The following is an 18,792-nucleotide window of genomic DNA, read 5'->3' on the forward strand; positions in this document are numbered from 1 at the left end:
GGCCGAGCTGGCGGCGGCGGAGGAGGCAGCGGCCGCGGCGGCAGCCGCGCGCGACCGCGCGGCCGCGCGCGAGCGCCAGGCCGACCTCGCGGCGATGCGGCACGGCCCGCTGAAGGAGTGGCAGGAGCAGCTCGGGCCGGACGGCCTGGCAGCGATCGCGCGGCGCGCGAAGGAGCTGACGGGATGGGCTCGCGGGCTCGACGAGCAGCAACTGCGCGACGTCTGCGCGCAGGCCGGAACGGCGCTCGGGCGGCTCGGCGCCGCCGCCGCGGACGTGGCGCGCCGCGCCGAGCAGGAGCGGCGTCTGCTGCGCGAGCGGATCGATCAGCGAGCGGATCGGATCGATGCGCTGGAGAGCGACGTGGGTCGGCTGCGCTCCGAGATCAACCGCGGCGTCGAGCTCCACGCGGAGCACTGGGAGTGCGCGGAGGAGCTGGCCGCCGTCCGCTCGCGGCAGGAGCACGACAGGCAGCAGCTCCAGGAGCTGCGCGCACGCCACCAGCTGCGGTGGGCCGAGGTCCGGGATGGGTGGGCGCGCGCGACGGCCGAGATGCCCGACGGGCGAGCGCGCGATCACGCCGAGATCGTCGCCCTGGGCGTCAGCGCCGACCGCGAGCTGGTCCGCCGGCGCGAGGTGGCGGTGCTGCTCGCGCGTGAGGAGCGCGAGCGCGAGGAGGCCGCGCGGCGTGAGCGCGCGGCAGCCGAGGCGGCAGCCGCGGCGGAGGCGGCCGCCCGGCGCAGCCCGCTGCACGCCTGGCGTGAACTGCTCGGCGCCGACCGCGTGCGTTACGTCGAGCAACGCGCTGCGCAGTTCGAGGAGCAGGTGAAGGGGCTGGGCGACGACGACCTGGAGGCGGCGCGTCAGCAGGCCGGCGAGGCTCTGCGACGGATCGACGTCGAGGACGCGCGCGAGACGCGCCGCGTCGAGGACGAGCTGCGTCAGGTGCGGGAGCGGATCGAAGCGGGCGAGCGGTTGCCGGAGCTGGAGCAGCGCCGTGACGAGCTGGACGACCTCAACCGCGCGCTGGGCCTGTCCGGCCGCCACCTCAACCACTGGATGCGCGACGAGGCCGACACCGTCGCCGCCGGCGTCCGCGCCGACCGCGAGCTGGCCCAGCGGAAGGAGCGGCAGGCCGAGCGGGCCGCTCCGGATGCGCACGACCGTGCGCCCGAGCATGGCCGCGACCGTGCGCCCGAGCTGGACGCGCCGCGCGAGCTGGAAGCCGAGCGGGAGCACGCGGCGGAGGCGGCGCACGAGCGCGACGCCGACGGCGCCGGCATGGGCTTCTAGCCCGCGCGCCCGCTCGCGCTGCGCGCCCGCTCGCGCTGCGCGCCCGCTCGCGCTGCCTACATGCCGAACTCGAGGCCGTCGGCGGAGGGCGCCACGGCCACGAGCTCGGGCTCGTCGGTCGCCTGCTCAGGCTCGCCGCCCGACCCCAGCTCGCGGGCCGCGTCGTGCTCCGCCGCGGCCTCCAGCTCCAGCTTCGCCGCCTCCGCCGCCTCCGCCGCCTCCGCCGCCTCCGCCGCGCGCCGCTCCAGCTCACGGGCGTGCTCGGTCAGCAGTGCCCGGACGGCCACGACCTCGGCCGCCGCCTCGCCGTGCCGCGCGAGCCAGACGTCGGGGTCGCGGTCGCTGCCGCGCAGGCGCTGGTCGGCGGCGATCGCCTGCTCCATTCGCATCGCCTGAAGCGGGCTCGGATCCCGCACCGGCTCCAGCTGCGTGCGGGTGCGCTCGGCATCACGCAGCTCGCGCGCCGCCTCGCGATCGAGCGGCTGCAGCTCCTTGCTCAGCTCGTGGCGCCGTCGCGCCAGCTCCTCCGCGGGGGTTCCGCGCAGCTCCTCCACGTACGCCTCCGCCTCTTCGATCAGCCGTCGCACCTGCCGCCCGCGGACCAGCTCGCGGTAGGGCTCGAGCTGATGCCGGACCCCGCCGTCCCGCTCGATCGCGCCGGCGCGCTCGGCCAGCTCCGCCTCGAGTGCGACGAACTTGACCGCCTCGTCGCGCAGGAGGCGGCCCTCGGGAGTGGTGCGCTGCGCCCAGACGTCGGGGTGGCCGCCGTCGCGCCGCAGCTGCCCGAGCCGCCGCTCGATCGCGTCGAGCGCGGGGCCCGCCTCGCGGACGCCTTCCAGCTCGGCCTTGCGCCGCTCCAGCATCAGCGCCTCCGCCGTGGCCTCACGGCTGAGCTTCTCGAACGGCGTGGTCTGCCGCGGCGCCTGCCGGGCCTGCCGTCCCTTGCCCCTGGGCTTGACGAACGGCGCGATGGCGTCGTGCTGCTGCTGAAGGGTCTTCAGCGTCCACTCGCCGAGCGCCCCGTTGTGGCGATCGGCCTGCCGCTGCATCCAACCGCCGCGCACCTCGCCGAGCACGGTGAGGTAGTCCTGCGCCGACCACTGCTCCCGCACTCCGCGTGGGAGCGCGCGACCGGCGATCGGCCCCAGACGTGCCAGCTCGACGTCGAGCAGCTCGGTCGCGACGTCGCCGGCCTCGGCTTGCGCGACGGCGAGATCGTCGCGCTTCGGGAGCACCTTCTTGTCGATCGGCGAGATCAGCTCGCCCTCGTGCAGCGCGCCGAGCGCGACGCCGCGCACGCGCAGCCGTGGCTGCGCGTCGTCGCTGCGGTCGAGCGCGAGCACGGTCGCGACGTCGTGACCGTCATAGAGCCGCGTGAACCCCAGCTGCGCACTCGCCAGCAGACCGTCCTCGATCGCCGCGCGCTCGCTCGTGGGCGACAGCAGCCAGCGCTCGACGATGTCCTGCGGCGCCTCCAGCTCCCACGCGAGGTTCACGACGGCGAAGGGCTGCTTGTCGCCGGGGGCGGCGCCCGGAAGCTTCTGCGGCGTCGACGTGCGGACCGCCGCGTCGTGCTCGGCATGCCGTCCGCCGAGCGCGGCCGTGAGCCGCTCGGCGGACGGGCGCTCGCCCGGTCGCAGGCCGAACGCCTCGAGCGCCGCGGGCGCTCCGCCGCACACGACCTCGCCGGCCGTCGCGTCGTCGGCGACGCCGGGACCGAGCAGGTCGGCCACCAGCGGGCGCGCGACCTCCGCCTTGGCGGGCACCGCGACCCGGCGGGTGCGGAAATCGCATGGCTTGCCGTGCGTCCACCCCTGCGCGCCGAGCGGCTGCGGAGCGCGCACGCCCGCCGCAAACCCGCAGCGCTCCAGCCACGGACCCATCGCGACGGCGACCGCGGGGTCGGCGACGGCGCCGCCGGCCAGCTCGACCGGTCGGCCGAGGCGGTCGGCCACGCTCGTCAGGTCGCGCAGCGCGGCGTAGGCGAGCGGCTCCTCGCCGGCCGCGACCGGCAGCTGGCGCACGGTCAGCGTGCCGTCGGCGGACGCGGTCATCCACTCGACGCCGGCGAAGTGCCGGCTGCGCGTGACGGCGATCGGCACCAGCTCCAGCCGCTCGCGCTCGGCGACGAGCGTCCAGGCGGGCTCGGCGGCGGCGAGCGCGGCGGCCATCGTCGCCTGGCGCTGCTGGTTGCTCTCGTCCTTGTCCCAGAGGGTGAACTTGTCGGCGGTGCGGTTGACCGACGCATGGGGGCTCTCGATCGCGTTCGTCGAGCCCAGCGCCCGGCGCAGCCGGTCGTTGAGGCCGAGCCGCTGCAGCGTCGTGGTCCCCTCGATGCCGTTGCGCAGCGTCTCGGCCCGCTGCGGGAAGCCGCGCCGCTCCAGCTCGCGCGCGGCCTCCTCCAGACCGTCGGCGGCCGCTTTGGCGTCGGGCTCGCGCCATGCCTTCCACAGCAGCTTGTTGATGTCGTCGTAGTGTGCGTCGCGGTCCGCCTGCTTCATGTCCTCGAAGACGTTGCGGCGCCGATGCACCCGGCACTCCTGGATCGCCGGACGGCCGCGGGTCGCGTGCGTGATCGCGGCGCGGATGGCTGAGCCGCAGTCAGCGATCCACAGCGCGCGGCTGGTGTCGGCCCCGCGATCGTGGGCGCTGTCGATCGCCGCGCGCACGACCTCCTCCGACTCGCTCGGCCCGGCGCTGACGGCGACGGGGATCTTGACGCCGCCATCCGTCACGCCGAGCACCCACACGACCATCCATCTGTCGAGCGGCTTTCCGTCGACGATGAACGCGACGAATCTCGTGCCGTCGAAGCGGCGGCCGTTCAGCTCGTCGAGGATCGCCCGGCTCTCCGCCTGCCAGCGGCGGTGCAGCGTGCTGGACGACTCCGACAGGAACGCGCGCCCCTCCGGGGTGAGAAACCCGTCCCAGTGCTCCAGCATGTCGTGCTGCATCTGCTCCCAGCCGCGAATCGACGAGCCGCGGGCGAGCTGCCCGAGCATCGGGCGGTAGAGCGGGTCGATCGAATCCCGCAGCAGCGGCAGTGGCCGGGTGACCGGCTTGAGCTTCTTCTCGCGCTTGCGCTTGCGCTTGAGCGGAGCGCGGCCCTTGCCGGACGCGCCCCCGCGCTTGGACCGCTTGCCTCGCTTGCCTCCTGCCATGCCTCGTCCATTGACGCGCGGGAGACGGACGCCCCCTGCGATATCCGGAGGGGGCGCTCCTCCGGCCTCACTCAACAGACCGTCCATGCTCACGATTCGCAAGATCCGAGTCGCGTCGGACAGCTGGCCGGCGGCGCGGCGGACGGCCGAGTACGTGCTCGATCCGGCCGACTCGCCTGCGGCGATGGCCCGCGCGCTCGACCACCACGGCGACATGGCCGCCGCCGGACGCACCGCCGACCCGACCCCGACCGCGGCCTGGCTCGGGACGACCGCGATGCTGGCGCGGCTGGGCGCCGAGCACGGCGCGCAGGTCCAGGTCAGGGAGCTGGCGCTCGCGCTCCAGGGCCGCGCCGCAGGCGGCGAGCGCGTCCGCACGGAGGGGCTGATCGAGCAGGACGCGCGCGACGAACGCGGCCGCCCGGTCCACGACGACAGTGGCCGCCGTGTGAAGGTGCGCGTGCGCGGCACGAAGTGCGTCGACCTGACCTTCTCGGCGCCGAAGTCGGTGTCGCTCGCGTGGAGCCAGGCCAGGCCCTGTCTGCGCGCGCAGATCGAGGAGGCGATGATGACCGCCGCGGAGGCGATGCTCACGCAGATGACGACGACCAAGCCCGTCGTCGCGCACCAGCGCGCGCTGCACCCCGCGAGTGGCTACGCGGCCGCCGCGGCATTGCACGTGCGGGCGCGCCGGGCGCGCGGCGAGTCGGTGCCGGCGCCCCAGTTGCACGTGCACGGGATCGTGCTCGGCGTCGAGCGCGCCGACGGCTACTTCGCCGCGCCCGAGCTGGCGGGGATGTTCAAGCACGGCGCGCCGCTGGAGGGTGGAGCGGTCGCCCGCGCACGTCTCGCGGAGTCACTGGTCGACATGGGGTTCGAGCTGGTCCGCTCGGGTCGCTTCTTCGAGATCGCGGGCGTGCCGCCAGGGCTCGTCGAGCGGATGTCGAGCCGCACCCGCGACGTGATGGCGGGCATCGGCGAGCGGGAGGCGACCAAGAGACGAGTCCTGAGCGACGCCGAGCGGGCGATCGTCGCGCTCGAGACGCGCCCGCCGAAGGGCGGTGAGGCGTCGATGGTGGAGACGGTCGCCGCGTGGAAGGCCGAGGCCGAGCGCTTCGGCTTCGGGCCCGAGCAGGTCGACCGGCTGCGGCTCGGGACGAGGTTCGCCGACAGCCTCGAGTCGCGACGCGCCGCCGTCAGGGCGGAGTGCGCACCGTCGGCGGCCGGCACCGGCACCGGCTCTGGCGGCACCGACGGCGACCGCGACGGCGCGGCGCGCGGTGCCCGCGGCTCGATCGGCGCCGCGCGCGCCGCGCTGCTGGAGCGCGCGGCCGGTCGGCTGCGACTGCGCGAGGCGCTGCCGCTGGTGGAGCAGCTGCCGGCCTGCTGATCCGCACGCGTTTGCAGAGCGTGCGGATCAGCACTCAGCCCGTCGGGCCGTCGGGCCGTCGGCAGGATCTAGCCGAGGAACGCCGCGTTGGCGACCTCGACGAAGATCCCGCCCTCGCCACGATGGAGCGAGACCATGCCGGGAACGCGCGAGACCCACGCCATGCCGGCGTTCTCGAGCTGCTGTGCGGCTGCCGCGACGTCCGTCGTCAGCCACAGCAGGTGGGCGTGCGGACGATCCGGCGTGCAGCCGTATCTGGCCGGCCCCGTCATCGGGCTCTCGATGACGACGAACGGGGACTCGACCGACGCGTCGACGGTCATCTCGATCAGCGGAGTCGTCCCGTCCTCGAACTGGAACGGCATCGGGTATCTCGCCGAGGGCCGCCATCCGAGGTCCGGGAGGACGCGCTTCAGGTCAGCGAGCGCTCCCTGCGGATCGCACGGGATGATCGTCGCGCCGCTCGGCGGTCCGAGGTCGACCGGCGCCTGCGCGGCATTGGCCGCGGTCACCGACGGCGCCTGGCCTCTGTCGAGGAGCCGGATGAGAATGCCGTCGTCGCTGCGCCAGAACGCGAATCTGCCGAGGTCGAAGGCGACGAGGTCGAAGCCGGTCAGACCGAAGCGCACCGAGGCGAGCGCGATGTTGTCGACGGTGTACGAGTAGAAGAAGCTCGAATTGCCGGAGTCGGTCGCGAACGGCCCGATCTTCGCGGAGGACTCGATCAACTCAAGCCCTGGCCCTCCTCGGACCGCCTGCGTCCGCGTGAGCTTCACCAGCTCGACGCGGCCGCTCTGGGGGAACGTGACCAGCGTGGTCTCCGCTCTCGCAGGAGCGAACTGGCTCCCGGTCGCCATCGCAAGCTGTCGTTGCACCGCCCGGGCGTCCGAGACGACGTAGCCGAGCTGATCGGGCGTTCCCAGCTTCGTGACGGCGAGCGTCTGCTGCACCGTCGAGCTGCCGGCAGACGCCAGAGCGGGGATGGCGGCCGCGATGATCCAGCCGAGCGCCATCGCAACTGTCACGGTGCCGGCACGACGTCTCCACGCACCGAGGCGCGCACGCGTTTCATTACGCACAGGATTCCTTCCGATTGTGCCACCGCGCTGCCCTGGTCAAGTAGCGAGCGGTGGTTTTACAGGTCGGCGGCCGCCGGGCGCTCACCCTATCTGGGTTTTCACTGTCACCCTATTCCTGCTTCCCAATCACTTATTCCACCCGCTCCATCGCTTATTACGGATTCTGAAAGGGTGATCTGGCCCTGCGGTTGCCAAGCAATTGAGTGCTGGCTAGCGTCCGGCGCGGCCAGTGCTCATCGGCGGCGAGTGGAGGTGCGGGAGATGCGCAGGGAATGGAGACGCGCCGTGGTCGCGGCCGTGGCGGCGCTCGCATCGGTGGCGGTGGCGCATCCGGCGCGCGCGGCAACGTGGACGGTGGTGCCGTCGAACACGACGCAAGACATCGTGGCACTGGAATACCGATCTGACACCCAGGCATGGCTTGCGACGGCCAACGGGCAGCTCCTGACGGCCGGCCCCGACGGGCGGTTCACGCCGCGGTACGACGTTCCGGGCATGACGTTCACCGACCTTGCGTTCCGTCCCGACGGCGCAGTCGGCATCGCCGTCACGGCGGCCGGTCGCGCGCTGCGGTCCACGGACGGCGGCGCCAGCTGGTCCGTCCTGCCGCTGCCGCTCGTCGGCAGCCGCTGTGATGCGTCCGCGAGACCGGCCTTGATCCCCAATTTCAACGCGGTCGCCTGGGCTGGTGACGACACGGGGTATCTCGTCGGAGGCGGCAACAGAATTCCCGTGGTCGTGCGCGTCACCGGCGCCGCCGGCCCATCGCCAGTCGCATCCGACGCCAACTGGACCGGCTCGACCTGTCGCGTCGGGAGCTGGATCAACTTCCCGACCGATGTGTTCTCAGTCCCCGGCAATCCCTCCGCCCTGCGCTTCATCGGCAGCTACTTCGGCACTGTCTTCGCCAGCAACGACGGGCTCGCGACGCCAGCCCTTGTCCGTGGCGAGATGATCAATTCAGGGGAAACGCTGCCGCGGTTCGCCATCGACCCGGAGAATCCGAATCGAATCTGGGCAGTCGACCACGGAAGCATCCACTGCAACGCACTCTGCTTCGCCTACTCCGTCGACGGTGGCAGCGCTCACCAGAGAATGACCGTGGTGAATCCAACAACGACGCTGCGGCGCTATCTGTTCGACGTGGCGTACGCCGGCGGCACCACGATGGCGGTCGGGGACAATGGCGAGATCTACGCCTCGACCGCCACAAGCACCGCGTTCCTGACGCCCCCGGCCGGGGCGCTCGCGGGGCACACCTGGAAAGCGGTCGACCTCGCTGACGGATCGCGCGCGCTCGTCGGCGGCGCCGGCGGCGCCTTGATCCGCACCGCCGACGCCGGCGGCGCTCCGGCGGCGGTTCCGCCCACCGCACCGCCGCCGCTGCCGCCGCAGCCCGCACCGGTTCCTGCACCGTCACCGACGCCCGTGCCCGCGAAGGCGTACAGACCGGGCAACGCCTCCACGCCCTCGACGTGGCGGACCGCGGGAGTGCGAATCACCGTCTGGCGACGCGTCACGATCGCCAAGGGCCGCTACCTCACGGTGCGCGTGGTCGGCACAGCACAGCGCAAGCTGACGATCGTCGTGCGCCGCGCGACGGGTGCGCGGCGCACGACAGCGCGCACCTCGGTGACGACGAGATCCGGCACGACGACGGTGCGCGTCCCGCTCGGCCGCGGCGCACGGCCTGGGCGTCACGTCGTGACGATCCGCGTGTGGCAGGGAAAGCGGCCCCTCGGCCGCACAGTGCGAACGGAAGCGCGGCTGCTCCGCTGAATTCGGCTTGACCTCGCCACAGCGAGGCGCCCGACCTCGCGAGCGTGCGCAGCTCCACCGTGCGTCGCGGTAGCGTGGTGGGCAACCTGACGTCGGTAAGGGAGGGAGCATCGTGACGTTTCGCGAGGCGGTCGAGGCACGGGACATGGCGGCGGTCGAGGCGATGCTCGCCGACGAGGTCGTCTTCCGCAGCCCGGTCGCGTTCAAGCCCTACCCGGGCAAGGCGATCACCGCGGCGATCCTCCGCGCCGTCGTCGAGGTGTTCGAGGACTTCAGGTACGTGCGCGAGATTCACGACGCGAGCGGCGTCGACCACGCGCTGATCTTCGAAGCGACCGTCGACGGGCTGTCGATCACGGGCTGTGACTTCCTCAGGTACGACGACGCCGGCCGGATCGTCGACTTCATGGTCATGGTCCGGCCGCTGCGCGCCGCTGAGGCGCTCGCCGCGCGGATGGGCGAGCGCTTCGAGCAGATCCAGTCCGCCGCGGCGGAGCCGTGAGGACCGGCAGCCGCGTCAGGGCTGCGGTACGAGCTGCGCGGACCCTCTCGTCATGTCGATCACGAGCCTGCCGGGCCAGCCGATCTCTCTCAGCGTGGCCGACAGCGCGTTGACGCCCATGAGGGGGTGGCCGCTGCCGCGGGCGTGGTCGTCGAGCCGCACTGGCTGCGGGTATCTCGCGGCGAGCAGCTCCCAGACGTCGATCTCCGCGCTGCGGAGGGCGATGCTGTAACCGGTGCCGCGAGCGGTCAGGGTGGAGCGGAAGGAGCGGTAGTCGAGGCCCGGCACGGACGAGTCGACGCCGGTGAAGCCCTGTGCCCACGGCCGCTCGACGGCGGGGACATCGCCCGGGTCGGCGCCGGGCTTCAGGTACGGCACCAGCAGGCGGCTCCAGGAGCGGTTGACCTGGCGCCACTCGCTGGGGCAGCGGACGGCGCGGGCGCGCGGGAGGCCGTCTCTGCCGACGATCCCTCTGAACGCTCTGGGGGCGCTGCCGTAGATCCAGCAGAGGAACTGGTAGACGCGCTGCTGGGAGAGCGAGTGCTCGTCGGCGTAGGCGTCGTCGGTCGGGGCGTCGTCACCGGCGAAGCCGGCGAACAGGATCGCGGCCGAGAGCGCCGAGCGGGGCCCGAACCCGCTCGTGTTGGCGAGCAGGTAGGCGGCGAAGCCGTCGACGGCGTCTTCTTCCTTGCCGGTGATCGGGATGTCGAGCTGGTCGACGAGCGCGTGGCCCAGCTCGTGGGCGATGACGAACTCGTTGGCGTAGGTCATCGCTCTGATCGGCCGCAGGAATCCGACGCCTCTGAGCAGCGGTCTGAGCGTGGCGACCTCGGTCACGAGGAACGAGCCGGGGAAGTGGATGAAGCTGATCCGTCTGCCGCCGATTCTGACGTCGGGCAGGTAGGCGGGACCGATCTCCAGCTCGCTGGAGAAGACGATCGGGATCTCGTTCGGCAGCACGTATCTGTCGTTGACCGCGGCGGCGACGCGCTCGACCGCGCGCGAGCGCCGCAGCGCTCTGGCGTAGCGGCGGGCATCTCTGGAGACGCGCTCCCACTCGACGGTCACGCGACCCTGGGCGGGCTCGACACATTGCCCGTGAGGATCGGTCCGTCGGAGTCGAGCTTGAGGTCACGCTGCCGACACCTGCGGAGCCGGCCCGCCAGTCGCCGTTCGCCGAGCGGACGAGCCGTTCGTTCAAGCGTCGCCGCGGACGGTCGATGACAAGGAGCGATGACCAATTACCGCTCACTGTTCAGTATGGCCGGCGCGGCGCTGGCCTGTGCCGCGACGCTGGCGTCCGCGGCACCGGCGCTCGGCGCCGAGAAGCAGACCGTCCGCTGCGTCGGCGGCGACGACTTCTGCACCGCGAGCGTCGGCATCGCCGACGGCGCAGACGACAAGGTCGTGACGGTCAAGCTGACCGACACCGACCTGAGACTGGTGAAGGTGACGGCGCTGAACGCGCTCACCGAACGGCCGTACGCGATCGACGACGCCTCGACGCGCCGCGGCGGCTCGCAGTTCCGCTTCACGCTCGACGCGCCGGAGGAGAACCCGAGGGGCGCGCGGCTCGTGCTCCAGTTCGCCGCCGGCAGCAGACCGCAGCTGCCGGCCGGCGGCCTGCTCAGAACGTGGCGCACGCAGGAGGCGATCTTCAACGTCGGCAGAGGCATGAAGGTGACGATCCAGGGCGGCGGCGCGGGCACCAGCAACTGCTCGCGCGACGAGACCAACGAGACCTTCACGACGACCGGCGACGGCGACCGCCACACGTACGGCTTCTACTCGGTCGGCAGCGGCTCCTGCTTCTACGAGATGAGCTGGAGCAACTTCGTCATCACCGTCAAGGACCCGTCCGGGACGGTGATCGGCTCCGGCACGATGTCCTACGGCCAGGGCTCGACCTATGGCGACTACAAGGCGCGCTGCAGCGACCCGTGGAGCCGAGGCTGGAAGGGCAACATCAACTGCGATCTGACCAACGGCCAGATCACGATCGATCGGATCTACTGATGCGCCGCGTGAAGGCCACCATCGCCGCCGGCGCGATCGCGCTGCTGGCCGCCGCCACACCGGCCGCCGCGACCGCCGCTGAGCAGCGGACCGTTCGCTGCACCGGCACCGCCGACGGCTGCGGCGTCACGATCCCGATCGGCGACGGCGCCAAGGACGAGGTCGTGACGGTGAAGCTGACCGACACGAACCTGCAGCTGGAGAGCGTCACCGCGGTCAGCGCGGTCAAGAACGGCTACGACCTCTCGAAGGAGACCTACCGCGCCGGCGGCAGCGAGTTCCGCTTCGAGCTCGACGCGAAGAAGAGCAACCCGAAGCGGGCCCGGCTCGTGCTCGTCTTCTCCGACCCGGGCGATCCGCCGACGTCGGCGCCGGGCGCCGGCCTCCAGGGCGGCTGGAAGTGGTTCGACGCCGTCTTCAAGATCCCGGTCGGCCTGAAGGTGACGATCACGGGCGGCGGCGAGGGCACGAGCATCTGCACCCGCGAGGAGACCTCCACGACCTTCGACATCACCAGCAGAGAGCAGTCGCAGAGACTCGTCTACTACTCCAAGGGCGACGGCGGCTGCGCGATGCAGCTCAGCTACAGCGAGTTCCAGGTGAAGATCAGAAACCCGGCCGGCCAGCTGGTCGCCTCCGGGCGGCTGTTCTACGGCCAGCAGTACGTCGCCGGCGACTACGTCGTCAGCTGCGGCTACGGCCCCTGGGTCGGCGCCGGCTGCCTCTCGCAGGCGGCCCCGGGCGGCGGCCCCGGCGCACTGATCACGAAGGGGTAGCGCGCGACTCCCCCGCCGGCCGCGCCTAAGCGTGGCCGGCGGCGCTCCGCCGTTCGAGCTAGCCGCCGTGGTAGACGGCCTCGATGTTGTGACCGTCGGGGTCGAGCACGAATGCGCCGTAGTAGCCGGCTGAGTACTGCGACCGCGGACCCGGTGCGCCGTTGTCGACGCCGCCGGCCGAGAGTGCGGCGGCGTGGAACGCGTCGACCTGATCGCGCCGCTCGGCCGCGAAGGCGACGTGGAGGCCCCCCGCCGCCGGCAGGATCGTCGAGATTATGAAGTCGTCGAGGCCGGGCGGCCCGAAGCTGATCTCGCGCTGGTCGGCGCCGAGCTCGCTGAAGCCGAGCGGTGTCAGCGCGGCGATGTAGAACGCGCGGCTGCGCACGAGGTCGCTGACGCCGATCTTGATGTGGTCGACCACGACCCGGCGCACCGTGACGTCATCCGTTGTGGGGGGACCGTTCATACCGACGGCTATACCCGGCTGCGCTCAGCGCGTGATCGTCAGCTCGACGCGGCGGTTGCGCGCCCGGCCGTCCTCGTCGTCGTTGACGGCGAGCGGCTTGCCGCGGCCGCCGCTGCGGGGCGTCAGCTTCGCCTTCACCCCGAGTCTGCGCAGCAGTGCGCAGGCGACGCGTCCGCGCGCGAGGCCGAGTGCCGCGGCGGCCTCATCGCTGCCCTGCTCGCCGCGCGTGGCGGTGAAGCCGGTGCAGAGGATCGCGCGCGCGGCGCGCAGCCTGCCCGCGACGTCGCGCAGGAAGGCCGCACCGGCCGGCGTCAGCGCGGCCGCGTCGGGCGCGAAGGCGCCAGGCAGCGTGACGACCTGCTGGCGCTTGGCGAGCAGCGTCACGCGCACGCTCCGCTTGAGCCGGCGCCCGTCACGCGTCGTCGCGGTGACGGTCACGACCGCTCTGACGCCGCCGAGCGATCTCTCCAGCGCGACGCGGGCGCGCGCGCCGAGGCGCACGACGACGGTCGCCGAACGGCCGCCGCCTCTGCCCACGCGCGCCGTGCCGTCGCCGAGCGCTCTGCCGCCGCCGGCAGGCGTCACGACCGCCGCGCAGCCCCGCAGCGTCGCACCGGCGAGCGCGCAGCGCAGGCGCAGCGTCCCGTCAGCTCCGACGACGGCCCCCGCAGCACCGCCGACGTGCGTCGTCAGCCGCGTTCTCGACGTTCTTCTCGGTGTCGGTTGCGGTTGCGGCTGGGGCTGGGGCGTTCCTCCGCCGTCGCCGCTGGTTCTGGGCCGCGGCTCGGGATCGCTTCTCGGAGCGGGGTCGGGGTCGGGCTGGGGATCTCTTCTTGCCGGCTCCGCTCCGCTGCCCGTCAACGCCGCGCCGAGCGTGCCGCCGTCGCCGTCGCCGACCGCCAACGTCGCACTCGCCGCGCCAGCCGCCGTCGGCGCGAAGACGACCGTCACGACGCAGTCGTCTCCGATCGCGAGCGTCGCGCCCGAGCAGTCGTCGTCGGTGATCGTCCATGCGCCGGCGTCGAGGCCGGCGAGCGACGCCGCGCCGGCCGGCAGCGTCGCGGGCGCGCTGCCGTGATTGGCGAGCGTGAACGTCGCTGGTGCGCTGCTCGCGCCGATCGGCAGCGAGCCGAAGTCGTGCGACGCCGGCGACAGCGCCAGCAGCGGCGCGATGCCGGTGCCGGCGAGCGAGGCGCTCAGGGTCCCGCCGTCGCCGTCCGCGATCTCGACCGTCGCCGACGCGGCGCCGGTGGCCCGCGGCCCGAAGGTGACCGAGACGGTGCAGTCCTCGCCGGGATCGAGCGTCACGGTGGAGCACCCGTCGGCGACGCTGAAGGCCGCCGTCGCGCCGAAGGCGTCGATCGAGACGGCACCGCTCGGGATCGCCGCGGCGGCAGTGCCGAGGTTCGACACTCTCAGCGCGACGGGCGCCGAAGTCGTCCACGTCCGCACCGAGCCGAAGTCATGGTCGGTCGGCGTGAGCGTCAGATCGGCCGACGGCACCACGCCGATCCCCGACAACGCGGCCTCGAGCGGCGCGCCGGCGTCGTGGTCGATCAGCAGGCGCGCCGAGGCCGCACCGCCGGCGCTCGGCGAGAAGACGACGTCGACGGTGCAGGACGCGACGGGGGCGAGGGTCTGTCCGGAGCAGAGGTCGCTCACGATCTCGAACTCCGCGGCGCCCGCGCCGTCCAGCGAGACGGCATCCGGCGGCAGCGTCACCGCGCCGGTGCCGCTGTTGACGACGGTGAACGCGACGGCCTCCGAGCTCGCGCCGGTCAGCAGTTCGCCGAAGCCGTGCGTCGCCGGGCTCAGCTGCGGCGACGGCGTCACGCCGTTGCCGCTGAGCGCCACCGCGCGCGGGCTGCCGGGCGCGTCGTCGACGAGCTGCAGCGCGGCGCTCGCGGCGCCGTCTGCCGTCGGCGCGAAGGCGACGGCGACCGTGCATCTGGCCGCAGGCGCGACCGTCGTTCCGGAGCAGCTGTCGGAGACGATCGAGAACTGGCCCGCGGCCGCACCGGTCAGCGTCACGGCGCCGGCGGCGTAGGTGATCGGGCCGGCGTTGGCGCCGCTGGCGCTGTTGGTGACGGTGAAGCTCTGCGCTTCGCTCGTCGTTCCGGTGCGCGCGTCGCCGAAGAGGCCGGTCGTCGACGACAGCGACGCGATCCCCTGCGTTCCGCGGCCGCTCAGCGCGACCGTCTGCGGGCTGCTGGTGGCGTTGTCGACGAATCGGAGCGAGGCGCTCTTGGCGCCCGTGGTCGTCGGCGCGAAGGCGACCGTCACCTGGCAGCTGTCGCCTGGAGCGATCGTCTGGCCCGAGCACCCGTTCGACGTGATCGAGAACTGGTTCGCATTCGCGCCCGTCAGCGTCACCGCGCCGGCGGCGAACGTGAGCGGCTGGCCGCCCGCGAAGGCCGCCGAGTCGTTCGTGACGGTGACCGTCCGCGTCGCTCTCGTGCCGAGCACGACGTTGCCGAAGGCCGGCGCCGCCGAGGCGGCGAAGCCCGGCGCCGTCACGAAGATGGCGGTCGGCCACGTCAGCCCGTTGATCAGGTTCGCGTTGGCGCCGCTGCCGGAGACCGCGACGCGCCCGATCCGGCTGACCGGCGGCTCCGTCCAGTAGACGTAACCGCCGGCGACCGACACGGCGGCGGGGAGGCTGGTCGTCTCGTGCCAGCTGCCGTCGGCGCCGGAGCCGTCGCTTCTCGCCCGCCCGATCGCGTAGTTGTCCATGTCGGCGTCGGCCCAGTAGATGTAGCCCCCGGCGACCGCGATCCCGTTCGGGTAGCCGACGCCGGCGATGAACTCGTCCTGTCTGCCCGTGCCGTCCGTTCCGATGCGGCCGATCCGGCTGTGCCCGTTGTCGGTCCAGTAGAGATGGGTGCCGTCAGTGGCGACGCCGGCTGGCCAAGCGCCGTCTTCGAGCAGCACGAAGTCGGCCTCGAACCCGCTGCCGTCGACTCTCACACGGCTGATCCGCGGCTCGTTCGGCACCGACCAGTAGAACCACTGGCCGTCGGTCGCCAGCGAACCCGCGCCCGACGGCGTGTTGAAGACGACCTCGGGATCGCTGCCGTCGAGGTTCGCGCGCATGATCGCGCCGTAGTACTGAACCCAGTAGAGATGTCTGCCGTCGCTGGCGATCCCGCCGATCTCTCTCGTGGAAGGGATGAACGGTGCGGTCACCGAGCCGCCGGAGTTGAGCGCTCTGCCGATCCAGTTGTCACTGAACGACGCGCTGTCGGTCCAGTAGATCTCGGCGCGGGCAGCGGCCGAGTCGAGCAGCAGCAGGCAGAGCGCGCTCAGCACGAGCGCGAGCGGACGGCGGGCGACGGTGGGCATCCGCCGAGCATCGCCTCCCGCCGCCGCGTTGTCATGAGTGGTCGCCACTCATCTTTTGGAGCCGCGAGCCCGAGACCGACGACGTCCGCGCACGCGAACAGCGTCGCGAAAGATGAGTGGCGGCTACTCATGACACGTGAGCGCTCGTTGTGGATGCTTGGCGGATGCCCGCCTCCGTCACGCGCACCGCGCTGCTGCCGCTGCTGTTCACGCTTCTCGCCGCACTTGGCATCGTCGCTACGGCCGCCCACGCCGCGCCGGTCGAGACCGTCACCAACCTCGACGACGCCGGCGCCGGCTCGCTCCGGCAGGCCGTCGCCGACGTCGACGCAGGCGGCGCGGTCGCGTTCGCGCCACTGCTGAGCGGCACGATCACGCTCACGAGCGGTGAGCTCGCGCTCGACGACGCCGTGACGATCGACGGGCCGGGCGCGCAGGAGCTGGCGATCTCGGGCAACGACAGCTCACGGATCTTCGCCGTCACCGCCGCCGGCGACGTCGAGCTGTCGGGCCTCACGCTCACCCACGGGCGCGTCGTCTCGGACTCCTTCGCGGACGTCCACGGCGGCGCCGTGCACGCCGCCGGCGGGAGATTGACGATCCGTGACAGCCGCATCACGGACAACGCGGTGACGAACGTCGTGGGCGGCTCCAGTGCATTCGGCGGCGGCGTGTCGGTGACGAGCGGCGCGCTCGTGATGGAGCGCGTCGCGCTCACGAACAACACGGCGACCGGCCCTCTTCAGGGACACGGCGGCGGCCTGATGGTCCATTCGTGGGCAGGAGCGGTGACGTTGCGCAACGTCACGGTCGCCGGCAACAGAGCGGGCACCAACAGCGGCGGAATCCTCGTGGGCAACGGCAACGGCGGCGGAGCGGTCGTGCTCGAGCAGGTCACGATCGCCGGCAACAGCGCGCCCAGCGGCGGGGGGCTCGCCACGACTGTCGCGACCACGGTGGTCGACTCGATCGTCGCCGGCAACACGGCGGCGGTTGCCGGGCCCGACTGCTGGACAGGGATCGCGGGCTCGTTCGTGAGCGCAGGAGCGAACGTGCTCGAGAGCACCGGCGACTGCGTGACGAGCGGCAGCGGCACGCTGATCGTCGGCGAGGACCCGCTGCTCGGCCCGCTGGCGCTGAACGGGCCGGGCGGGACGGAGACGCTGGCGCCCGGCGCGGGCAGCCCCGCGCTCGACGCGGCGCCGCTCAGCGGCGACGGCGCCTGCCCGCCGCCCGCGACCGACCAGCGCGGCGTCGCCCGCCCGCAGGGCGCGGCCTGCGACCTCGGCGCCTTCGAGGCGCGCGCGGCGAGCCCGCGGCTCGACCCCGGGATCGCCGACTTCGGCGGGATCTCGCCGCCGTACGAGAGCGTCGGGCCGATGACCGTCCGGCTGCACAACGACGGCGAGCTGCCGCTGGAGCTCGACTCGTTCGCGCTCGCCGGCGCCGACGCCGACCAGTTCGAGCTCGGCGCGAGCGACTGCGGTGCGTCCGTGGCGGCGGCCGCGTGGTGCGACACCGAGGTCTCCTTCGATCCGACGACGAGCGGCCAGAAGAGCGCGAGACTCGCGTTCGAGAGCCCGGCCGGCGACTTCGACATGACCGTGACCGGCCGCGCCTTCGCCGCGCAGGAGACGGTCACCACCCTCGCCGACGACGGCCCCGGCTCGCTGCGCCAGGCGCTCGCCGACCTCGGGCCGTACGGGACGATCAGATTCGCCGATGGGCTGACCGGCACGATCAGACTCACCAGCGGCGAGATCACGGTGCGCAACAACGTGACGATCGACGGGCCCGGTGCGCAGCGGCTGGCGATCTCCGGCGACGACAGCACGCGCATCTTCACGTTCGACAGAGACGTCCCCAACATCGTGCTGTCGGGGCTGACGCTGCGCGATGGCCTCGCGCAGCCGAGCACCCCGTCGTTCGGCGCATGGGGCGGGGCGATCTACAAGTCCGGCGACGGCAGACTGACGATCCGCGACAGCCGCCTGGTCGACAACCGCGTCGCGACGACGACCGCCAGCGCCGCCTACGGTGGCGCGATCGCGCTGATCGACGGCGAGCTGACGCTGGAGCGCGTGTCGCTCGCCGGCAACCGTGCTGAATCGACCGATGGGCTCGGGCTGGGCGGCGCGATCGACGCCGGCTTCCACACGGACGCGATCACGCTGCGCAACGTGACGCTCACCGGCAACGTCGCGACCGGCGGCGACGAGGGCCGCGGCGGCGCCCTGCGCGCCGGCGACCTCACGAGAGGCCCGCCGATCGTCGTCGAGCAGACGACGATCGCCGGCAACAGCGCGACGAGCGGCGGCGGCATCTACACGACGGAGCCGGGCGTGCGGCTGGTCGACTCGGTCGTCGCGGACAACGCCGCCGGCGACTGCGCGACCGTCGCCTCCGGCTCGCTGGAGCTGCGGGGGAAGGACCTGATCGAGGACGCGACCGGCTGCACGACGAGCGGCGCGGGGACGCTGATCAGCGGCGAGGACCCGCTGCTCGGCCCGCTGGCGCTGAACGGGCCGGGGGAGACGGAGACGATGGCGCTCGGAGCGGGCAGCCCCGCGCTCGACGCCGCGCCGCTCAGCGGTGACGGCGCCTGCCCGCCGCCCGCGACCGACCAGCGTGGCGTCGAGCGTCCGCAGGGCGCGGCGTGCGACCTCGGCGCCTTCGAGGCGCGGCCGGCGGTCGCGTCGCTGGCACCGGCGTCACTCGAATTCGGCGCGCGGTTGGCCGGCGGCGGTGCGAGCGAGCCGCTGGCGCTGACGCTCGCCAACGGCGCCGACGCCGACCTGCCGCTGGCGCGCGAGACGGTCGCGCTCGCCGGCACGGCGGCCGACCAGTTCACGCTCGACACGGGCGGCTGCCCGGCCGTGCTCGCGCCGGGCGCCGACTGCGAGCTGGCGGCGACGTTCGCGCCGACGCGCGTGGGCGCGCTCGCGGCGGAGGTCTCGGCGGGCGCGGCGAGCGCCGCGCTGCGCGGCAGC

Annotated in this window: 11 protein-coding genes and 1 pseudogene; 7 read left to right on the forward strand and 5 right to left on the reverse strand. The window is 73.0% G+C overall.

Going from position 1 to position 18,792, the window contains the following annotated elements; all coding sequences use genetic code 11:
* Window positions 1-1,291, forward strand: a pseudogene (locus tag R7226_RS27260) (hypothetical protein); the annotation flags it as partial.
* Between the two features lie 56 nt (window positions 1,292-1,347).
* On the opposite strand, the gene R7226_RS27265 reads toward R7226_RS27260, so the two are convergent.
* Entirely contained in the window at window positions 1,348-4,452 is a 3,105-nt protein-coding gene (locus tag R7226_RS27265) for a transposase (RefSeq protein WP_318600551.1), read from the reverse strand.
* Between the two features lie 85 nt (window positions 4,453-4,537).
* Here R7226_RS27265 and mobF point away from each other — a divergent pair, with 85 nt between their 5' ends.
* Complete coding sequence (gene mobF / locus R7226_RS27270; RefSeq protein ID WP_318600552.1) at window positions 4,538-5,842, forward strand: MobF family relaxase; 1,305 nt, start codon at window positions 4,538-4,540, stop codon at window positions 5,840-5,842.
* A gap of 68 nt (window positions 5,843-5,910) precedes the next feature.
* Here mobF and R7226_RS27275 read toward each other — a convergent pair whose 3' ends face one another.
* Window positions 5,911-6,855 carry a hypothetical protein gene (locus tag R7226_RS27275; protein WP_318600553.1) on the reverse strand — a complete coding sequence of 315 codons (945 nt, stop codon included), beginning with the start codon at window positions 6,853-6,855 and terminating at the stop codon, window positions 5,911-5,913.
* Between the two features lie 351 nt (window positions 6,856-7,206).
* Here R7226_RS27275 and R7226_RS27280 point away from each other — a divergent pair, with 351 nt between their 5' ends.
* Window positions 7,207-8,700: a hypothetical protein gene (locus R7226_RS27280; RefSeq protein ID WP_318600554.1), complete on the forward strand. Its 1,494-nt coding sequence runs from the start codon at window positions 7,207-7,209 to the stop codon at window positions 8,698-8,700.
* Window positions 8,701-8,809: 109 nt separating this feature from the next.
* Window positions 8,810-9,202 carry a nuclear transport factor 2 family protein gene (locus R7226_RS27285; RefSeq protein WP_404827912.1) on the forward strand — a complete coding sequence of 131 codons (393 nt, stop codon included), beginning with the start codon at window positions 8,810-8,812 and terminating at the stop codon, window positions 9,200-9,202.
* Between the two features lie 15 nt (window positions 9,203-9,217).
* Here the strand turns inward: R7226_RS27285 and R7226_RS27290 are convergent, their stop codons facing one another.
* On the reverse strand, window positions 9,218-10,270 hold the full coding sequence (locus tag R7226_RS27290; protein WP_318600556.1) for a DUF4344 domain-containing metallopeptidase: 1,053 nt from the start codon (window positions 10,268-10,270) through the stop codon (window positions 9,218-9,220).
* 165 nt (window positions 10,271-10,435) lie between these two features.
* Here R7226_RS27290 and R7226_RS27295 point away from each other — a divergent pair, with 165 nt between their 5' ends.
* Window positions 10,436-11,218 carry a hypothetical protein gene (locus tag R7226_RS27295; protein WP_318600557.1) on the forward strand — a complete coding sequence of 261 codons (783 nt, stop codon included), beginning with the start codon at window positions 10,436-10,438 and terminating at the stop codon, window positions 11,216-11,218.
* An 8-nt stretch (window positions 11,219-11,226) separates the two neighbouring features.
* Window positions 11,227-11,994: a hypothetical protein gene (locus R7226_RS27300; protein WP_318600558.1), complete on the forward strand. Its 768-nt coding sequence runs from the start codon at window positions 11,227-11,229 to the stop codon at window positions 11,992-11,994.
* A gap of 58 nt (window positions 11,995-12,052) precedes the next feature.
* On the opposite strand, the gene R7226_RS27305 is transcribed toward R7226_RS27300, so the two are convergent.
* Both R7226_RS27305 and R7226_RS27310 read right to left on the reverse strand, forming a co-directional pair.
* On the reverse strand, window positions 12,053-12,460 hold the full coding sequence (locus R7226_RS27305; protein WP_404827911.1) for a VOC family protein: 408 nt from the start codon (window positions 12,458-12,460) through the stop codon (window positions 12,053-12,055).
* A 24-nt stretch (window positions 12,461-12,484) separates the two neighbouring features.
* Complete coding sequence (locus R7226_RS27310) at window positions 12,485-15,802, reverse strand: choice-of-anchor D domain-containing protein (RefSeq protein ID WP_318600560.1); 3,318 nt, start codon at window positions 15,800-15,802, stop codon at window positions 12,485-12,487.
* A gap of 164 nt (window positions 15,803-15,966) precedes the next feature.
* Here R7226_RS27310 and R7226_RS27315 point away from each other — a divergent pair.
* On the forward strand, window positions 15,967-18,792 hold a 2,826-nt coding region (locus tag R7226_RS27315), incomplete at its 3' end, for a choice-of-anchor Q domain-containing protein (RefSeq protein ID WP_318600561.1).

Source organism: Conexibacter stalactiti (assembly GCF_033542075.1).
GTDB lineage: Bacteria > Actinomycetota > Thermoleophilia > Solirubrobacterales > Solirubrobacteraceae > Conexibacter > Conexibacter stalactiti.

Bases quoted from the DNA above. Each gene is read 5' to 3' on its own strand.
- R7226_RS27265 (WP_318600551.1), bottom strand. From the start codon at position 4,452: ATGGCAGGAGGCAAGCGAGGCAAGCGGTCCAAGCGCGGGGGCGCGTCC.
- mobF (WP_318600552.1), top strand. From the start codon at position 4,538: ATGCTCACGATTCGCAAGATCCGAGTCGCGTCGGACAGCTGGCCGGCG.
- R7226_RS27275 (WP_318600553.1), bottom strand. From the start codon at position 6,855: ATGGCGCTCGGCTGGATCATCGCGGCCGCCATCCCCGCTCTGGCGTCT.
- R7226_RS27295 (WP_318600557.1), top strand. From the start codon at position 10,436: ATGACCAATTACCGCTCACTGTTCAGTATGGCCGGCGCGGCGCTGGCC.
- R7226_RS27305 (WP_404827911.1), bottom strand. From the start codon at position 12,460: ATGAACGGTCCCCCCACAACGGATGACGTCACGGTGCGCCGGGTCGTG.
- R7226_RS27310 (WP_318600560.1), bottom strand. From the start codon at position 15,802: ATGCCCACCGTCGCCCGCCGTCCGCTCGCGCTCGTGCTGAGCGCGCTC.